The following is a 17,080-nucleotide window of genomic DNA, read 5'->3' as shown; positions in this document are numbered from 1 at the left end:
AGGCTTCGTGTGTTGACCCGATAAAAAAGTTACACTTTTTTATCTTCCTTTTTTTATATTTGGAGGAAAAATTGCTAAAACTTCTCCTTACTCTACCATTATAGGAATGTAATAGTGATTTTATTATGTATATAAACTAGTAAAAGCTTTAATAATCAAAAAATGGAAAAGTCAGAATCAGGAGCACCAATTTATAAGTACAATGAAAAAGATAAAAGAAACTTTGAAATAGCATCGGGTGAGCCTTCAATTGAAGAAATTTCTAATCATATTGAGAAACATATAGGTAAAATCGACCTAGTTTTTCACGAAATAATCTCTGATCAAGTTCACATTGATATTCACTGGGTAAAACCAACTGAAGAAAAACCTTTTCATACCTTTGTTACGTCGGGAATGAGTGATAAACCCATGCAAACACCAGAAGGTATTGAAGACTGCGACTTTTGTGAACTAAGTATTTGTTTACCTAAAGAATGGAAGGTTTCTGAAGAAGATTTTAACGATGAAAATAATTATTGGCCTATACGTTCGTTAAAATTTCTAGCCAGATTTCCGCATGAATACAATACTTGGTTAAGCTATGGACACACCATACCTAATGGACATCCAGCAGAGCCTTTTGCAGAAAACACAAAGCTGAACACGATGGCCTTATTACCTTCAGTAATTTTTGGAGAAGAATTTCATACTTTAAAACTTAAAAATAAATCAATAGATTTTTACACTTTAGTTCCTCTATATACCGAAGAAGTAGAGCTTAAACTAAAAAAAGGTGTGGAAGCCTTATTTGATGGATTTGATAAGTTTGGTGTTAATGATGTCTTAGATTTAAATAGACCAAATACAGTAAAAAAGAAAAAGTTTTTTGGGTTGTTTTAAACTAAGTAATATAAAACATTACTTACACATTTCCTTATTTAGACAACCTCTCTAAAATTAGAATTCAACATGAACAATTCATAACCAAACCTTTAACTACAATTAAAAAATGGAGCAAATAATTGATGAATACCTAAAAGAACTCACCTATCTTCAATTAAATAAACTACCAACCAAAATAGTTACAGAAATGGCTGACCCAAATCAAGATGAAAACGAAGAGTGGAGAATATGGAATCCTGTTAAAAGCCAAGTAACTGACATTGAAATTGAAGAGTTTGAATCAAGACTTGGGCATAAGCTTCCAAAGTCATATATAAAATTTCTAAAGTATAAACACTTTTATGAGCTTCAAATTAGTGAGTGTTCCTTCTGTGAACATCCCTTAGGTATTTGGAGAGCTTCTTTATCTGAAATGATTTTTAATGAATATCCTCGTGAACTTTTGTTAGATAAAGGAAAAATACCTTTTGCTAATTGGAGTGATTGGGGCTTATTATGTTTTGATACAAATAATAAACACACAAATAATGAATACCCCATAGTTTTGTGGGATCATGAAATGTTTGATGAGTTTGAACCAAAGTATATTAATTTTGAAGCGATGATTAATGAATTGAATAGTGACGCAAAAGAAAATGCTAGCTAACAGTATAGTTACCTCATTAAATATCTAAAAAACAAAACCTTGAACACTACAGAAAAAACCAAGTCGTATTTATTACTATTAGGTTTAATCATAATCATTGGATTTCCATTATATATAATTATTAAAAATAATCATGTAGCTAATAATGGAATTGAATCTACAGGAACCATTATTTATAAAGAAAAAGTATTAAGTGGTAAACCTATAAGCTATAGATATTATTTCACAGTTGAATATAAAGTAAAAAACAAAATAAATATAAGTGAATTGAGTGTGGATAAAAACATCTACAAAAAGTATAAAGTAAAGGATATTATTTACTTGCTTTATGACAAAAAAGACATTAACTATATTATACTCAATCAAAACAAATGAAAATAGACACCGATACACTACCTAAATGCTCATTAGAAGAGAAGAAATTTTCTTGGGGAGAGCCATATTTAGTTGTAACCCCAATATTTGACATGGTAATACCACAAGAATTATCTGATCTTGAATTTTCTGTTGAAATATTTATAAAAAATAACTTCCGAAATCAACTATTAGAGTTTTATAATGTTTTGATTAATTATGAAGAAAACAATCGGATTGAAAATTTCGAGGATACCATACCTGAACAGCTTCGTAAAGAAGTGTTAGCAAAAATTAAAAGCTTTCTTGACTCTGAAAAAAAATTAACCCCTTGGGAGAAATACGATGAATATGGAAAAGAACTAAATTTTTTGTATGAGTTTGAAGAAGAGCTTAACCGAAAAATATTATTTATCAACCCTAAATAGAGCCACTTACAGTAATTATTATAAGTAATTGCTTGTTCTCGACTACTTTTTATCCTCTTGAACAATAATATACTATGCTAAAAAAACTCTTCTCTTAACAGAAAAACACCTCAAATGACACAAGAACTCTATCAAAAAGCAATAAAATTTGCTGGAGAAAAGCACAAAGATCAAAAAGTTCCTGGAACAAACTCTAACTATTTACTACACATCTCTAACGTTGCTATGGAAATAATCTTAGCACATAATGCAGCTAACAATTTCGATTTGAATTATGCTGTTCAATTAGCGTTACTCCACGATACATTAGAAGATACTGATACCGACTTTTCGGAGTTATTGAATATGTTTGGAGAAAAAGTTGCTATTGGAGTTCAAGCATTGACTAAAAATAAAAATCTTGATTCTAAAAAAGAGAAAATGACAGACAGCTTGAACCGAATAAACAAACTTGAAAAAGAAGTTGGAATGGTAAAATTAGCAGACAGAATTACAAACCTTCAAGAACCACCAAAACATTGGAAAAAAGATAAAATTCAAAACTATTTATCTGAAGCTATCGTAATTAATAAAGCACTAAATAACAAGAATGAATATTTAAATAAAAGATTAGAGAATAAAATTACTGAATACAAAAAGTATATTAAATAAAAACATTCCACGTTACCAACCCTTAGTATAAGTAGCCAATTCCCCCCTATTCTGAAAAATTGCTACCATATCTTTAAACTACATTTCTTTACTAACATTTTTCTACACGGTAGCATATACCACTGTTTAAAATAGCTCCCCTTACTATGGGAGAGTCACTCCCCTTAGGCAAGGAGTATCATTCCCCTTACCGTGGGAGAGTCATTCCCCTTAGGCAGGGAGTATCGCTTCCCTTACCATTGGGGTGTCATCCCAATTAGGCTTGGGGTATCGTTTCCATTACCGTTGGGGTTTCATCCCAATTAGGCTTGGGGTGTCGCCCCGATAAAAACCACACCCTATTTTCACTCCATAAAAACAACCAACAAAAGCTAGCCTTTCTAACAAAAAACACTCTAAAAGAGCATATTACAAACACTATCTTAATCTAACCACGCTTAAAAAGTGTAATTTTTTTCATATCTTCTCATGGTCTAACCACTTAATAATAAGCCTTAAACGCAAAAGTCATGAGGAACAAACTAAAAAAAGACTTAGGATTATTTGATGTTTTTGCCATAAGTACTGGAGCTATGTTTAGTTCTGGTTTCTTTTTACTACCAGGAATCGCCTCACATTACACAGGGCCTTCTGTATTTTTAGCCTACTTACTTGCAGGTGTATTAATACTGCCCACCATGTTTAGTATTGCTGAAATATCAACAGCCTTACCACGATCAGGTGGAGCTTACTTTTTTTTAGACAGAAGCTTAGGTCCACTCATGGGAACCATTGGCGGACTGGGTACCTATTTTGCTTTAATGCTTAAAACAGCCTTTGCTATTATTGGTATTGGTGCTTATGCCGCTATATTTTGGGAAGTACCCACCAAAATAGTTGCCATTGTGGCTACTCTCTTTTTTATGGCGTTAAACTTAGTAGGTGCTAAAAAAACCTCCGCCTTTCAAAAGGTATTTGTCATATTCCTATTAGTCATTTTGGTTGGTTTTATTGCAGATGGTCTTTTCTCCATCTTTACCTCAGATACTATTACCAACGAATCTATCAACAAACAATTTACCCCCTTCTTTTCAAACGGATTTGGGGGTATGTTTACTACTATAGGTTTTGTTTTTGTTTCCTATTTAGGGCTCACTCAAATAGTAAGCGTTGCAGAAGAAATTAAAAACCCTGAAAGAAATATTCCTTTAGGTATGATACTTTCATTAGTCGTTACAGGATTAATTTATGGTTTGGGTGTTTTTATTATGGTAACTCTTATTGAGCCTACTGCCTTTGCTAACAAACTAGCACCAGCAGCTACAGCCGCAGAACAACTTTTTAAATGGTTACCCAATAATGTAGGAGTATTATTAATGTCGGTAGCAGCACTTGCCGCTTTTGCCTCAACAGGAAATGCAGGACTATTATCCGCATCACGATACCCGTTTGCCATGGGGCGCGACAAACTGTTTCCTGCTATTCTAGCCAAAATTGGTAAAAAAGGAAGTCCTGTAGTCGCTATATTTTTAACCACAGCATTAATTATAGTATTCATTCTAGTACTATCAGAAGAAGGTATTGTAAAGCTTGCGAGTACCTTCCAACTGTTAATTTTTATCTTTATTAACTTCTCTGTTATCGTTTTTAGAAAAAGTAAAATAGAATCGTACGACCCTGGCTATTTATCTCCATTATATCCGTTTATGCAAGTTATTGGAATTGTTATTTCATTCATTCTTATTATTTATTTAGGATGGATGCCCATACTTTTTACCTCTGGTATTATTGTAATAGGCCTACTTTGGTATCACTTCTATTCTAAAGGAAAAGTAAAACGAGAAGGCGCTATTTTTCATTGGTTTGCGCTTTTAGGGAGGCATCAGTACGACGAGTTGGAAAATGAATTAATGACTATTTTAAAAGAAAAAGGACTTCGTGAAGGCGATCCTTTTGATGAAACCGTAATTAAGTCGAAAATAAAAATAATTAAGGATACTACTAACTTTGACAAGGTTTTAAATATCGCTTCCGATTACTTTTGTAGGGAGTTAGACCTCAACAAAGAAGGAGTACTACACAAGTTTTTCCAATCGATACCCGATGAATCTGTAATAGCGTTACCTGGTATTTTAGCTTTTCATGCCAAGTTTAAGAGTGTTTCGCATCCTTCCATGAAAATTGTGATTTCTAAAAAACCAATTAAAGGCGCATTTCCGTCTGAAGATTATGAGTTTAAAAAGCCCATACAAATCTGTGCTTTTCTAATTAATTCTGATGAAAACCCAAAACAGCAATTGCGCATGCTATCGAGACTTCTTGATATTTTAGAACGAGAGCACATCGTAAAAACCTTGCTTAAAATGAATAGCCACAGGGAGATTAAAGAGTTTTTATTACAAAACGAGCGATTTGTAAGTATCAAACTACTCGAAGGAACTCCGCAAGACACCATGATAGGAAAACAGCTAAAGGAAATTCAGCTACCAAAAGATGTTTTAGTGGCTTTGGTTGAAAGAAATGACAAAACGTTTACGCCTAATGGTTCAACTGTTTTTCTAAAAGACGATGTACTTACTATACTTGGAGAAACCAAGTCTATCGCAAAACTGTATAAGGAATATATGAGTTATGAAATAGATAAACTGGATACGGAGGAGACTACTTAATTTTTGGTTTGTTTTCTAAGGTTTAAACAATTAACTTCGCTATTGCGACGATATCAATTCATTAAAACGAAGAATGTTTTAACCATTGCCACAATAGCGAAAATCACTCAAATGCAATCTATTTGGAATTAAAAAAGTAAATATGAAAGTCCAATATCAAGTAATAGAGGAAGGAACAGAAATAGAATTACTTTCAACTACAAATCATAAAGAAGCAAATGAAAATTTTGGAGAATTTGAATTAGCACCTTGTAGAACAGTTGGAAATAAAATAAATGTAAATGGAGAAGAAAGAATTATATGTAGAATCGCATTTTGTATGAATTACATAAAAAAAGTTGATTTAAGACTTATAATTGAAGTTGAACAAATTTAAAAAATTGACATGATTAAAATCTTTATCTATTCTTTCATAATTATTGCAGGCTTAAATGCAATATTAAGAACCTTTTCAAAAGAGTATGTAACATCATTAGGGAAGTCTGTATTTGATATTTCACCTTTACAAGGTAAAGTTTATGCACGACAAGCGAATATATTTGAAATTCTTCTTTGTTATCTTATAAATACAATCGGAGCGTTGAAAAACATAATGATTTATGGACTTGCAGGAATTATTACTTTGATTGTGTATTTGGTCGGAATAATATTTTAAAAAAGGTAGAATAAAAACTGACCGAGTTCACTCAAATTCGGAAAAAATAAAAAACGGAATTTAATAGAATAATTTGAGCTTTGAAAAGCACTATAGCCTACAACATGTATAAGAAAATGCTTACCTTAGCACTTAAACAAAGGGTGTTACATTTTTGTTACAACTGAATTTTCCTTCGGAGATTCCTAGCACACAAAAACACAATTTCCCATACACAAAACTGATAACGAAACAAAACTCTCTCCCCTTTCCAAAAAAATCTAATTAACGTATCTTGCAGTCTTATTAAAAGACACCTATAATGCAAGACAAAAACTTACATACGTATATAAAAAATGTTGTAGAAAATATGCCGGCAGATTGGTTAAACCTAACCACGCACCGTCTGGATATTTATGTAGAAAAACTAGCCAAAACCCAGTTTTTAGAACAGTTTGAAGATTTGTACAACAACAACAATGCTGCTGCTTCAGCTTTAAGCGAGTTACCAACTGCGTACGATTATATTCGTTTAGGGCATCCGTTATCATCTGTATTAGAGTGGACGATTGCCAAACTATATAATACAAAAGCAGAAAATGTAATTAGTTTTTCGTCACAAACAGTTCCTGTGTTGGCTGTATTAAGAGCGAATTTGTTTGCTAATAAAAACACGCAAATAGTGTACACCAATAAAATCCCTAGCTTTTTTGATGCAGAAGTAATTAAAAATGTATACGGATATCAGTTTGAATTAAAAAAGGTGGATAGTGTTGAAGCTATTCCTGAGTTTGATGGTAGCACCGTATTGATTGTTGAACAAGAAGCTATTTGCAACTTTACCATTGTACCAAATGTTGATTTCTACATCAATACACACCCAGAATTAGGAAGCTTTTTATTAGTTAACGGTGCACAAAACGACGCTTATATTTCAGACATTCAACATGTAAGAAGAAGAGAAACTATTGCCATGACTCCTGCTAATTCGTTAAAAGCTTTAAAAAGCCTTATCGATGAGCCGTATGATGTTACGGTTACTGATGTAGCACAAAACAAAGCGAAGGTTGAAAAATTAATCAATGAAATTACCAATACCAGTACAAAAGCATTAGTAGCATCAAGTGGACTTTCAATACAATACGCCATTTTAATGGGATTAATTGATGATGCTCTTGAAAACCACAAAGGGAAAGCTATTAAAATTGTAGTACCTCCAAACTGTTACGGTGGTACCAACGACCAAGCAAGACGTGTTGCCGCTTGTTTAAACAACGTAGACATTGTTGATTTACCTGTTGATGGGGATAATGATATGGTAGAAAGTATTGATACCGTGTTAACTAACATTGCAGCACAAGATGCGGTTTCGTATATCATTGCTGAAATTCCAACCAATCCAAGAGTAGAAGTACCAAACCTTACCGATTTAAGAGATGTTTTGAGTAAGAAACGTACGACTCCTACTGGTGAAACAGCAGTTGATCCTGTGTTTATTTTAGACCAAACTTTTTGTCCGAATGTCCACTTTTTAGGAGATTCAGACATGTTAGCCAATATTAGAACTATTTCGTTTGCTAGTGGTTCTAAATTCCCAAGTGGTGGAAAATGTACTGCTGGATACTGTGTTGGAAACAAAACAACCAATGCTTTAATTGAAAAAATAGAAAAGCACTTACACATTTGCGATAACGAGGCTACACCGCTTCAATATGAAATATTAGCTGCACAAATGCCTTCTATGACGCAACGAATTAGCGATGCTTATAAGAATACGCGTGAGTTTGTAAACTTTATTCATGAAGTGTTACCTGATGCTAAAATCAATTTTGTTTCTGAGGAATTAGCAGCACAAGGGTTTACGCCATCGGTATTTTCGTTAGACCTTCCTACCAAAGGAAATACTGCGGAAGAAAAAGAAGCGTATAAAAGAGCCTTAAACTTAAAGCTTATCAATTTAATGATTACCGAAATACCAAATGAAAGTAAGTATTGTGTAAGCTACGGACAGTTAAAAGGTTGTTACTGGACGATTCCTGCAACCTCAACCCAAGGAACTACCAAAGAGGGTGATAAAGATTATATTGCTCGTGTAGCGCTTTCTCCTAATATGGATTTAGAGCTTCATAAAAAAGTTTTCCTTGATTTTGTAAAAGGTATTTAAGAACTACAAAACGTCATTTCGACTATATGAGTAACTCCTATTTTAAAGATTTCTCCTTTCGTTACACTTCAGTTCGAAATGACATAATAAAAACGTCATTTCGAAGGAGGCTACGACTGAGAAATCTCAATAATCAGAGTAACCAACCTTAGTGAGATTTCTCCCTTCGGTCGAAATGACGTTTATTTATTATTTTAGAAAGTTTCTTTCCTTTTCTAAAACCTCCAGCACACAATACGTGTTACCTTGTTCCCTTGATGCATAGGAATTACTTTAAATTCTTTAACTCCTAATTTCTTACCTGAGTTTTGTAAGCTTTCTACGTTTTCTTTTTTAGAAACCAAACTCGTAAACCATGTACTTACTTTCGGAAACTTAAAACTCTCATATAAATAGGTATGTAAAAAAGCTTTCTCTCCACCTATATACCACAACTCATTAGAGTTCCCCGCAAAATTACGGACAGCATTATTTCCTAAGTTTCTCGATTTTCTTCGGTTGGCTCCTCTCGCCTCTTCTGCCGATTTATAGAATGGTGGATTGCACATCGTTACCGTAAAGGCATCATCTGTTTCTATGATTCCTTCTAAAATATGTTCTTCTTTAAACTGTTGTCTTAATTCAACTTTTTCAGTAAAACCATTATCATCTATAATGTCTTGAGCATAATCTAGTGAATCTAAATCGATATCAGTAGCAACAAAATTCCAGTCATATTCTGCAATTCCCAACAAAGGATAAATACAACTTGCTCCTGTACCAATATCTAACACCGTTACGTTTTCCTCATCTGCTACCAAATCGGCTAAATGATGGATGTAATCTACTCTTCCAGGTATTGGCGGACATAAATTATCATCAGAAAAATTCCAATGCTTAATATTATAGTGAGCAGCTAATAATGCTTTATTAAACTCTTTTACTGCTATTGGGTCAGAAAAATCGATGGTTTCCTTCTCAAATTTCTCAATAACAAACTCCTCTATTTTTGGATACTTTTCTTTTAAGAGTTTAAAATTATATCCGTTTTTGTGTTTGTTTTTTCTGTGTAATCCTTTTTTATCTGCCATTAAAGTGTAATAAGGGTAAACTCTAGTTGTAACGGATGTAAATTTTCTTTTAGAACTTTAATAAAGTCGGCTCCATATTCTAAATAGAACTCTGAAAAATTACGTTGACGTTCTTCTAAACTTTGATTAGGTAACAATTCGTTTTGCAAAGCTACGATTCTTTCAACCATTTCTTTTTGGCGTCTTTTTTCTGCTCGCAACCATCTTTTTTCAAGGTTTTCTAATCCTTTTATCTGCTTTTTTTCTTGTGCATTTACTGCACCAACAAAAGAAACATCGGTTTTTTGAGCTACCTTACGTAAATCGTCAAACTGTTGTTGTAAAAACTGCTTTTGCTTGGTAAAATCTACCTTAGTATCGCCATTAGCTAACACTTTTTTTGCTAGTAAATCATCTTGTTTTAAAAACAACTCTTCTTCTGAAACGTTTAGTTTCTCTAACTTTCCTAATTGTTTTTCTGAAAGTATTTGAGCTGAGTTTCTTAATAACAAAATAGGAAACGGAACATTTACTTTATCAAAATATGCCTTTAACTCTAACCAGTAGGCTAACTCTCCTCCTCCACCTATGTAACATAGGTTCGGTAAAATTACCTCTTGGTATAGTGGGCGCATAATTACGTTTGGTGAAAAGCATTCTGGCTGACTATGTAAATGGTCTAGAATTTCATCCTTTGTCCAAGAAATATCTGTATTATTTACTTTGTAAATTCCGTTTTCAAGAACAATACGTTCGCGAATCCTATCAGTGATATAAAACAAGTTTATTTCACGCGGATTTACTTGTATTTTATATGATTTCTCTAGTTCTGTAATTGTTTTCGATACTTCTTTATAAGAGGTTTCGTGCAACAAATCGTATTCTACATACGGTGTTAGTGCTCTTTTTAATTCTCTTTCATCAGCATCTAAAATTACCAAACCATACTTTCCAAAAAGTTTATCGGCTATATATCTAGTTGCATCTGCTAATGTTTTGTGTTGCAAGTATCCTTTTTCAAATATCTCTTTTATTTGAACAGCATTTTTTGAACTTCCTAAATGTTCTGCAAACACTTCAAAAACATCTTGTAACCCTTCGGTTGTAAAACGCCCTACAGGTCCTTTTTGGTCAGAGTTCCACTGTACTTTTATCCCTTTAAAATTAAAGAAGTTAATTTCTTCAAAATCGTGATCTTCAGTTGCCATCCAATATACGGGCACAAAATTCTCATTCGGAAATTGCATTGACAAATGCTCACACATATTTATAGTTGATATAATCTTATATAAAAAGTATAACGGTCCTGTAAATAAGTTCAGCTGATGTCCTGTTGTAACAGTAAATGTATTCTCTTCTAGTAAGCTTTCTATATTTTTTTGCGTGTCGAACGACAAATCAATGTCTTTGTATTGTTTTCTCAATACTTCAACCAATCTTTTTCTTTGAGTACTTGAAATAGGATTTGCTTTCTTTTCTTCTAGTTGCTTTTCAAAGTTTCGTAAACTCGGATAACGGTTATAAAAAGGTTGAATATTTTCATCAGCCTTTAAATAATCCTCCATTGTTTTAGAAAAGAATCCTGTGTTTTTATAAGGTATATTGGTTACGTTCATTACTTGTGTGTTCTTTGAAATAAGGTGTAAACATACGGACGTTCTCCTCCGTACGGATTTACAAATGTGTGATTAAAACTATTGACTAAAACAAAATCGTTTCCTAATTTTTCTTGTAGCATTTCCGTATTGTAACGTTGTAATTGCAGTCCACAACATTTTTCTGCTCCGTCTAAAGCAAAAACAGCAATAATTACGAATCCGTCAACTTTTACAAGCTTCTTTAATAAATTAAAATAGGCGTTCTGTTCTTCGGTTTTTAGAAAGAAGTGTAGTACCGCTCTATCATTCCAAACATCAACTTCATCAAGCTCATGTAACTTGGTTGGAGTCACTAAATCATCAGCTATAAAATTAACTTTTGATGCATCTTTTCCTAATCGATTTTGTATATCGGTTAAAGCTTTTTCAGATAAATCATTTGCTATTAAACCTGAATATCCATCAGCTACTAGCTCGTCAATTAACATGGATGAACCAACGCCTACATTTAAGATTTTAGCGTCTTTAGATACTTTGGATTCTTTTAATAATTGAATAGTTTCTTTCGAATTTTCTTCGAACCAGCCTAGTTTTTCTGTTGGATTTTTTACATAGGCAGCATTCCAGTGTTTTTTATAATTAATTTCTTCCGGAATGTTACACTCACTCTCTTTTGTAGTCATAGTCCAAAAATAGGAAAATTTAATCCTTTGTCGAAAACTTACCAGACTTCTAACAGATTTTTAACTACATTCTTTTTTTAACCATCTATTTAGGTATTTTTACAGTTAGTAAATTACAATTATGCAGTTTAAACATCCTGAGATTTTATATTTCTTAGCTTTTTTACTCATTCCTATTTTGGTACACCTGTTCCAACTACAGCGATTTGTAAAAGTTCCGTTTACCAATGTAGCTTTTTTACAAAAGTTAGTATTGCAAACACGTAAAAGTTCTCGTATAAAAAAATGGCTGATTTTAGCCACTCGCTTACTGTTACTTACTGCTCTAATTTTTGCCTTTGCTCAACCTTACTTTAGTAATCATAAATTAGATGAAGAGCAGCATTTCTTTATATATTTAGATAACTCTTTAAGTACTAATGCTGTTGGAGAAAAGGGTAATTTACTGCAAATCGCTACACAAGAAATTATTGAAAATTCTACTGAGAAAACAAGTTATTCTTTACTTACAAACGATCATTTTTATGCAAATAAAACAGCTTCTGAACTAAAAGAAGAATTGTTAAAAACAACAAATACCGCAAAAAGTAGAGACCTTGCTGATGTTTTTCTAAAAATGACTAGCGAACATAAGTCTATAACTTCTCCTACCAAAAACATTGTAATTTCTGATTTTCAAAACATTAAAAAAGAAGGAATTGACAACGCCCCTAAAAATACTTCTTTTGTAAAGTTAGTGCCTGAACAAAAAAGTAATGTTTCTATTGATAGTATTTTTGTTGACGATAATGGTGGGTCTAATTTTAACGTCCATATTGTTGTTAAAAATCAAGGAAATGCCAAAAATGATATTCCTATTGCCATATACAATAATGACAAATTGTTGAATAAACAAACCTTTAGTATTGAGGAAAACAAGACTACAGAGGTTACTTTTTCTGTTGTAAAAGCGCCTGTGTTTTTAGGTAAAGTAGCTATTAATTTTAACGACACCTACGGGTTTGATAATTCATTTTATTTCACCATTAATGCTAATGAAAAAATTAATGTACTAGCTATTGGAGAATCAAACAACTTCTTACAACGAATTTATACTAAAGAGGAATTTAACTTTACTTCTTCTTCGCTACAAAATGTAAATTATAACTTAATAGATAAGCAACATCTTATTGTCTTAAATGAGTTAGAAAATATTCCTGAAACACTTATAAATAGCATAGCAAGCTATACAGCACAGGGTGGAAATATAGTTGTAATTCCAAGTAATAAAGTAACTCTTTCTTCTTATAACAACTTTTTTAATAAACTAAATACAGGAAAGTTATTTTCACTAAAAAGTGATAGCTTAAAGGTTACTTCGATTAATTATAATCATCCTCTTTTAAAAAATGTTTTTGAAAAGAAGGTAGCCAACTTTCAATATCCATTTGTAAAAACCTCATTTAATACTGAGTTTAAAAATGCTAGCAATATTGTTTCTTTTGAGAACAAACAAGGTTTTATTAAACAGATTAGTTTAACAAATGCTTCTATGTATTGGGTAGCTGCCCCTCTAAATAAAGACAATAGTAATTTTACAAACTCTCCTTTAATTGTTCCTGTTTTTTATAACATAGGAAAACAGAGTTTACAACTTTCTGAATTGTATTATACAATAAACAAACAAAATACTATTGATATTGATACGCAACTAGGTAAAGATGAAGTTTTAAGCATTGTTAATAGCAAAGGTTCTTTTATTCCTTTACAGCAAACTTTTCAAAACAAAACACGTATCACAACCAAAGACCAGCCTTTAACTGCTGGGTTTTATCAAGTACAACAACAAAATAATGTGCTTAGAAATATTGCTTTTAATTACAATAAAGATGAAAGTGTCTTAGACTTTTTAGTGCTTTCTGAAGCTAATGGTATGACCATATCTACTTCAGTTAAAAACACCTTAGAAAATATTAATAATGAAAACAAAATTCAATGGCTTTGGAAATGGTTTTTGGGCTTAGCTATTGTATCTTTGCTTTTAGAAATTTTGATTTTAAAATTCTTTAAACCATGACAACGCTGCTTAAATCGGCAACAATAATAGATGCTTCTAGTCCTTACCACCAACAAACTAAAGATATTTTAATTACTGACGGTATTATTACCAAAATTGACAACAACATTACTAGTGAAGAAAACTATACTGTTGTAGCGCTTGATAATCTTCACGTATCTCCGGGTTGGTTTGATACTAGTGTTTCTTTTGGTGAACCTGGTTATGAAGAGCGAGAAACCTTGCAACATGGTGTACAAGTAGCGGCTAAAAGTGGTTTTACACATGTAGCTATTAATCCAAATACACACCCTATAGTTGATAATAAATCGGCTATTGAGTTTTTAATTAATAAAGTAAACGGAGCTGCAACTAGCATTCATCCTATTGGAGCTTTAACACAGCAAAGTAAAGGAGTTGAAATGTCTGAAATGTTTGACATGCAACAATCGGGTGCTATTGCTTTTGGTGATTATAACAAACCTGTTAGCAATGATAATTTGTTAAAGATAGCTTTGTTGTATGCTCAAAACTTTGACGGATTAGTACTAAGCTTCCCTAAAAATAACTTAATTGCTGGTGAAGGTGTTGCTAATGAAGGTAAAAATAGTACTCTTTTAGGGTTGAAAGGAATTCCTGCACTTGCAGAAGAAATTCAAATTTCTCGCGATTTATTTTTATTAGAATATACAGGAGGAAAATTACACATTCCTACTATCTCAACAGCTAAATCTGTTCAACTTATTAAAGAGGCGAAAGAAAAAGGCTTAGATGTAACGTGTAGTGTCGCTGTACACAATTTAATATTAACAGATGACGAGCTACATGGCTTTGAAGCTAATAAAAAAGTAAATCCTCCTCTACGCACAGAAGAAGATAGAAAAGCTTTAATACAAGGGTTAAAAGAGGGTATTATTGATATGATTACATCAGATCATAATCCTATTGATATTGAACATAAAAAAGTAGAATTTTCTACCGCAAAAGACGGAACTATTGGTTTAGAAAGTGCTTTTGGTGCTTTAAATACAGTATTAGATTTAGAAACTATTATCAACTGCTTAACAAGCAATCCAAGAAAGCGTTTTAACGTTGAATTGGCTTCAATAAAAGAAGATGAAAAAGCTAGTTTATCTATTTTTAATCCTGATGGAGCCTATACTTTCTCAAAGGAAAATATTATTTCCACCTCAAAAAACAGTATCTTTCTAGAGAAAAAATTAGAAGGAAAAGTATACGGTATTTACAATAATAGTCAACTAATTCTAAACTCATAAAATCATGGAAAATTTAACAGTAAACGAAGGAAAAACCGAAGCAATCATTAGTCATTTTACAGTTATAGGACTTATTATAGCTTTTGTTTTAAACATGAACAAAAAAAACGCTTTTGCTAGCTTTTATATTAGGCAAATGCTTGGTTTAAATGTTCTTCAGCTTTTAAACGGATGGGTAGTTTATAAGTATTTAGGTAGTAATGCTGGATGGATTGTTGGGGTACTACTATTTGTACTTTGGCTAATTAGCCTTTTAGCTGTTTTAAAAGGAGAAAAAAAGCTTGTACCGGTTGTTGGTGAGCAATTTCAAAACCTATTTAAAGGAATTTAATACATGAGTTTACAATATATTGTAAGAGAACCTAAAACCTCAAATGCTAAGCCTCCTTTATTAATTTTATTACACGGATATGGTAGCAACGAACAAGATTTATTTTCATTTGCTGAAGAATTACCAGACGATTTATTAATTGTAAGTGCCAGAGCTCCTCATGATATGGGGTATGGTGGCTATGCTTGGTATGCTATAAATTTTGATTCAGTTAACGGTAAGTTTTCTGATTTAAAACAAGCAGCTGAATCGGTTGATAAGATTGCGTCTTTTATAGATGAAATTAAAGAAAAGTACAATACAAACCCTGATAAAACATTTTTATTAGGATTTAGTCAAGGAGCAATTTTAAGTTATGCTTTAAGTTTTAAATACCCTAACAAGGTAAAACACGTAGTAGCTTTAAGCGGTTATATTAATGAAGAATTGTTACCAGCAGAAATAGACAACTCAATTGCTACAGATTATTATATCTCTCACGGAACTGTAGATCAAGTTCTTCCTATAGACTGGGCGCGTAAGGCTCCTGTTTTATTGAAAGACTTTAAATTGGCTAATGTATATTCTGAATATCCTGTAGGACATGGTGTAGCTCCTCAAAACTTTTATAGCTTTAAAAGTTGGATTGAGGAAAGACTATAAACTTTAACAGTAAAATTGAGTAAAATTAAATAGTTTTGCAATTAAAAAAATAGCATGAGCAACATATTTAATCAAGATATATTATACTACTGGAGTGCTCCATTTTTCATTTCAGTAATCTTACTCGAAATGTTCTTTAGCTATCGAGCTAAAGCTAAAAACTACGATTTTAAAGATACAGCTACTAATGTTTACTTTGCCCTAGTAAATTTTAGCCTAGACTTGTTAATGAAGGTTACTTCATTTGCTATTATGGGATTTTGTTATCAATACAGAATTATTGATTGGGAAGGTAACATGTCGTGGGCATATTGGTTGTTAGCTTTTATAGGACAAGACTTTTTATACTACATACACCATTATGTAGATCATCATTCGCGATTTTTCTGGGCTGTACACGTAACACATCACAACTCTGAATTTTATAATATTTCAACTGGTTTTAGATCTCCAGTTTTGCAGCCTTTATTTAGGTACATGTTCTTTTTACCCTTGGCTTTTCTAGGTGTTATGCCATTGCACATTATGTTTGCATACGCCATGAATCAAAACTACGGAACTTTGTGCCATACTAACTTTATTAAAAGTAAATTAGGATGGTGGGGTTATATTTTTGTTACTCCATCTCACCATAGAGTTCACCATGCTTCTAATACTAAGTATTTAGATAAAAATATGGGAATGGTATTGATAATTTGGGATCGTATTTTTGGAACTTTTCAGGCTGAAGAAGATGAAACTGAATACGAAAAATTACGTTATGGTTTAACGAAACCTTTAGAAGATAAAGGACCGGTTAACATCATTTTTCATGAGTGGAAAGAAATTTTTAAAGACTTTTTTAACCGAAAAAAGGATTTACCATTAACAACACGTTTAAAATATGTGTTTATGCCTCCTGGATGGAGTCATGATGGTAGTACTAAAACAAGTAAAGAGTTACAAGAAGAACTTGCTTCCACTACAGAAGTGATAACAACTCCTAAAGAATTAAGAGTAAGTCCGCAAAAAATAAAAGTCGAGTAAATACTCGACTTTTTTCTTTTATTAGCTAG

17 protein-coding genes are annotated in these 17,080 nt (G+C 32.2%); 14 read left to right on the top strand and 3 right to left on the bottom strand.

The genetic code is table 11. The features are described from left to right. Positions 1 to 162 precede the first annotated feature (162 nt). From VBY68_RS00430 to VBY68_RS00390, 9 genes are all read left to right on the top strand, one after another. A complete protein-coding gene (locus VBY68_RS00430; protein ID WP_415268516.1) occupies positions 163 to 882 on the top strand; it encodes a suppressor of fused domain protein in 720 nt (239 codons plus the stop codon). A gap of 109 nt (positions 883 to 991) precedes the next feature. Then, positions 992 to 1,531 carry an SMI1/KNR4 family protein gene (locus tag VBY68_RS00425; RefSeq protein WP_415268515.1) on the top strand — a complete coding sequence of 180 codons (540 nt, stop codon included), beginning with the start codon at positions 992 to 994 and terminating at the stop codon, positions 1,529 to 1,531. A gap of 39 nt (positions 1,532 to 1,570) precedes the next feature. Beyond that, positions 1,571 to 1,906, top strand: coding sequence for a hypothetical protein (locus VBY68_RS00420; protein ID WP_415268514.1), 336 nt, complete (start codon positions 1,571 to 1,573; stop codon positions 1,904 to 1,906). Next, on the top strand, positions 1,903 to 2,313 hold the full coding sequence (locus VBY68_RS00415; protein ID WP_415268513.1) for a hypothetical protein: 411 nt from the start codon (positions 1,903 to 1,905) through the stop codon (positions 2,311 to 2,313). The genes VBY68_RS00420 and VBY68_RS00415 overlap by 4 nt, the downstream gene beginning before the upstream one ends. A gap of 114 nt (positions 2,314 to 2,427) precedes the next feature. Beyond that, complete coding sequence (locus tag VBY68_RS00410) at positions 2,428 to 2,964, top strand: HD domain-containing protein (RefSeq protein WP_415268512.1); 537 nt, start codon at positions 2,428 to 2,430, stop codon at positions 2,962 to 2,964. A gap of 509 nt (positions 2,965 to 3,473) precedes the next feature. After that, positions 3,474 to 5,612, top strand: a complete 2,139-nt coding sequence (locus VBY68_RS00405; RefSeq protein WP_415268511.1) for an amino acid permease — start codon at positions 3,474 to 3,476, stop codon at positions 5,610 to 5,612. A 142-nt stretch (positions 5,613 to 5,754) separates the two neighbouring features. Continuing rightward, on the top strand, positions 5,755 to 5,988 hold the full coding sequence (locus tag VBY68_RS00400) for a hypothetical protein (RefSeq protein WP_415268510.1): 234 nt from the start codon (positions 5,755 to 5,757) through the stop codon (positions 5,986 to 5,988). Between the two features lie 9 nt (positions 5,989 to 5,997). Continuing rightward, positions 5,998 to 6,267, top strand: coding sequence for a hypothetical protein (locus VBY68_RS00395; RefSeq protein WP_415268509.1), 270 nt, complete (start codon positions 5,998 to 6,000; stop codon positions 6,265 to 6,267). 301 nt (positions 6,268 to 6,568) lie between these two features. Then, the gene (locus tag VBY68_RS00390) at positions 6,569 to 8,410 is read left to right on the top strand and encodes a PLP-dependent aminotransferase family protein (RefSeq protein ID WP_415268508.1); all 1,842 of its coding nucleotides are present in this window, start codon (positions 6,569 to 6,571) and stop codon (positions 8,408 to 8,410) included. Positions 8,411 to 8,625: 215 nt separating this feature from the next. On the opposite strand, the gene rlmF is transcribed toward VBY68_RS00390, so the two are convergent. The 3 genes from rlmF to VBY68_RS00375 are packed head-to-tail and all read right to left on the bottom strand — an operon-like array spanning position 8,626 to position 11,740. Beyond that, a complete protein-coding gene (gene rlmF, locus VBY68_RS00385; RefSeq protein ID WP_415268507.1) occupies positions 8,626 to 9,480 on the bottom strand; it encodes a 23S rRNA (adenine(1618)-N(6))-methyltransferase RlmF in 855 nt (284 codons plus the stop codon). Further along, entirely contained in the window at positions 9,480 to 11,075 is a 1,596-nt protein-coding gene (bshC, locus tag VBY68_RS00380; RefSeq protein WP_415268506.1) for a bacillithiol biosynthesis cysteine-adding enzyme BshC, read from the bottom strand. The genes rlmF and bshC overlap by 1 nt, the downstream gene beginning before the upstream one ends. Further along, a complete protein-coding gene (locus VBY68_RS00375) occupies positions 11,075 to 11,740 on the bottom strand; it encodes a class I SAM-dependent methyltransferase (protein ID WP_415268505.1) in 666 nt (221 codons plus the stop codon). The genes bshC and VBY68_RS00375 overlap by 1 nt, the downstream gene beginning before the upstream one ends. 121 nt (positions 11,741 to 11,861) lie before the next feature. Between VBY68_RS00375 and VBY68_RS00370 the strand changes: the two genes are divergently transcribed. Genes VBY68_RS00370 through VBY68_RS00350 form a run of 5 tightly spaced genes read left to right on the top strand, consistent with a single transcriptional unit; the run spans position 11,862 to position 17,051 of the window. Continuing rightward, entirely contained in the window at positions 11,862 to 13,796 is a 1,935-nt protein-coding gene (locus VBY68_RS00370) for a BatA domain-containing protein (protein WP_415268504.1), read from the top strand. Continuing rightward, on the top strand, positions 13,793 to 15,052 hold the full coding sequence (locus VBY68_RS00365) for a dihydroorotase (protein WP_415268503.1): 1,260 nt from the start codon (positions 13,793 to 13,795) through the stop codon (positions 15,050 to 15,052). The genes VBY68_RS00370 and VBY68_RS00365 overlap by 4 nt, the downstream gene beginning before the upstream one ends. Positions 15,053 to 15,056: 4 nt before the next feature. Continuing rightward, on the top strand, positions 15,057 to 15,383 hold the full coding sequence (locus tag VBY68_RS00360; RefSeq protein WP_099213844.1) for a hypothetical protein: 327 nt from the start codon (positions 15,057 to 15,059) through the stop codon (positions 15,381 to 15,383). A gap of 3 nt (positions 15,384 to 15,386) precedes the next feature. Continuing rightward, entirely contained in the window at positions 15,387 to 16,025 is a 639-nt protein-coding gene (locus VBY68_RS00355; RefSeq protein WP_415268502.1) for an alpha/beta hydrolase, read from the top strand. A 54-nt stretch (positions 16,026 to 16,079) separates the two neighbouring features. Further along, on the top strand, positions 16,080 to 17,051 hold the full coding sequence (locus tag VBY68_RS00350) for a sterol desaturase family protein (protein WP_099213846.1): 972 nt from the start codon (positions 16,080 to 16,082) through the stop codon (positions 17,049 to 17,051). Positions 17,052 to 17,080 lie beyond the last annotated feature (29 nt).

The sequence above is a fragment of the Tenacibaculum ascidiaceicola genome (assembly GCF_047470925.1).
Taxonomy (GTDB): Bacteria; Bacteroidota; Bacteroidia; order Flavobacteriales; family Flavobacteriaceae; genus Polaribacter; species Polaribacter discolor.
This window is presented reverse-complemented; position numbering and strand designations above follow the sequence as displayed.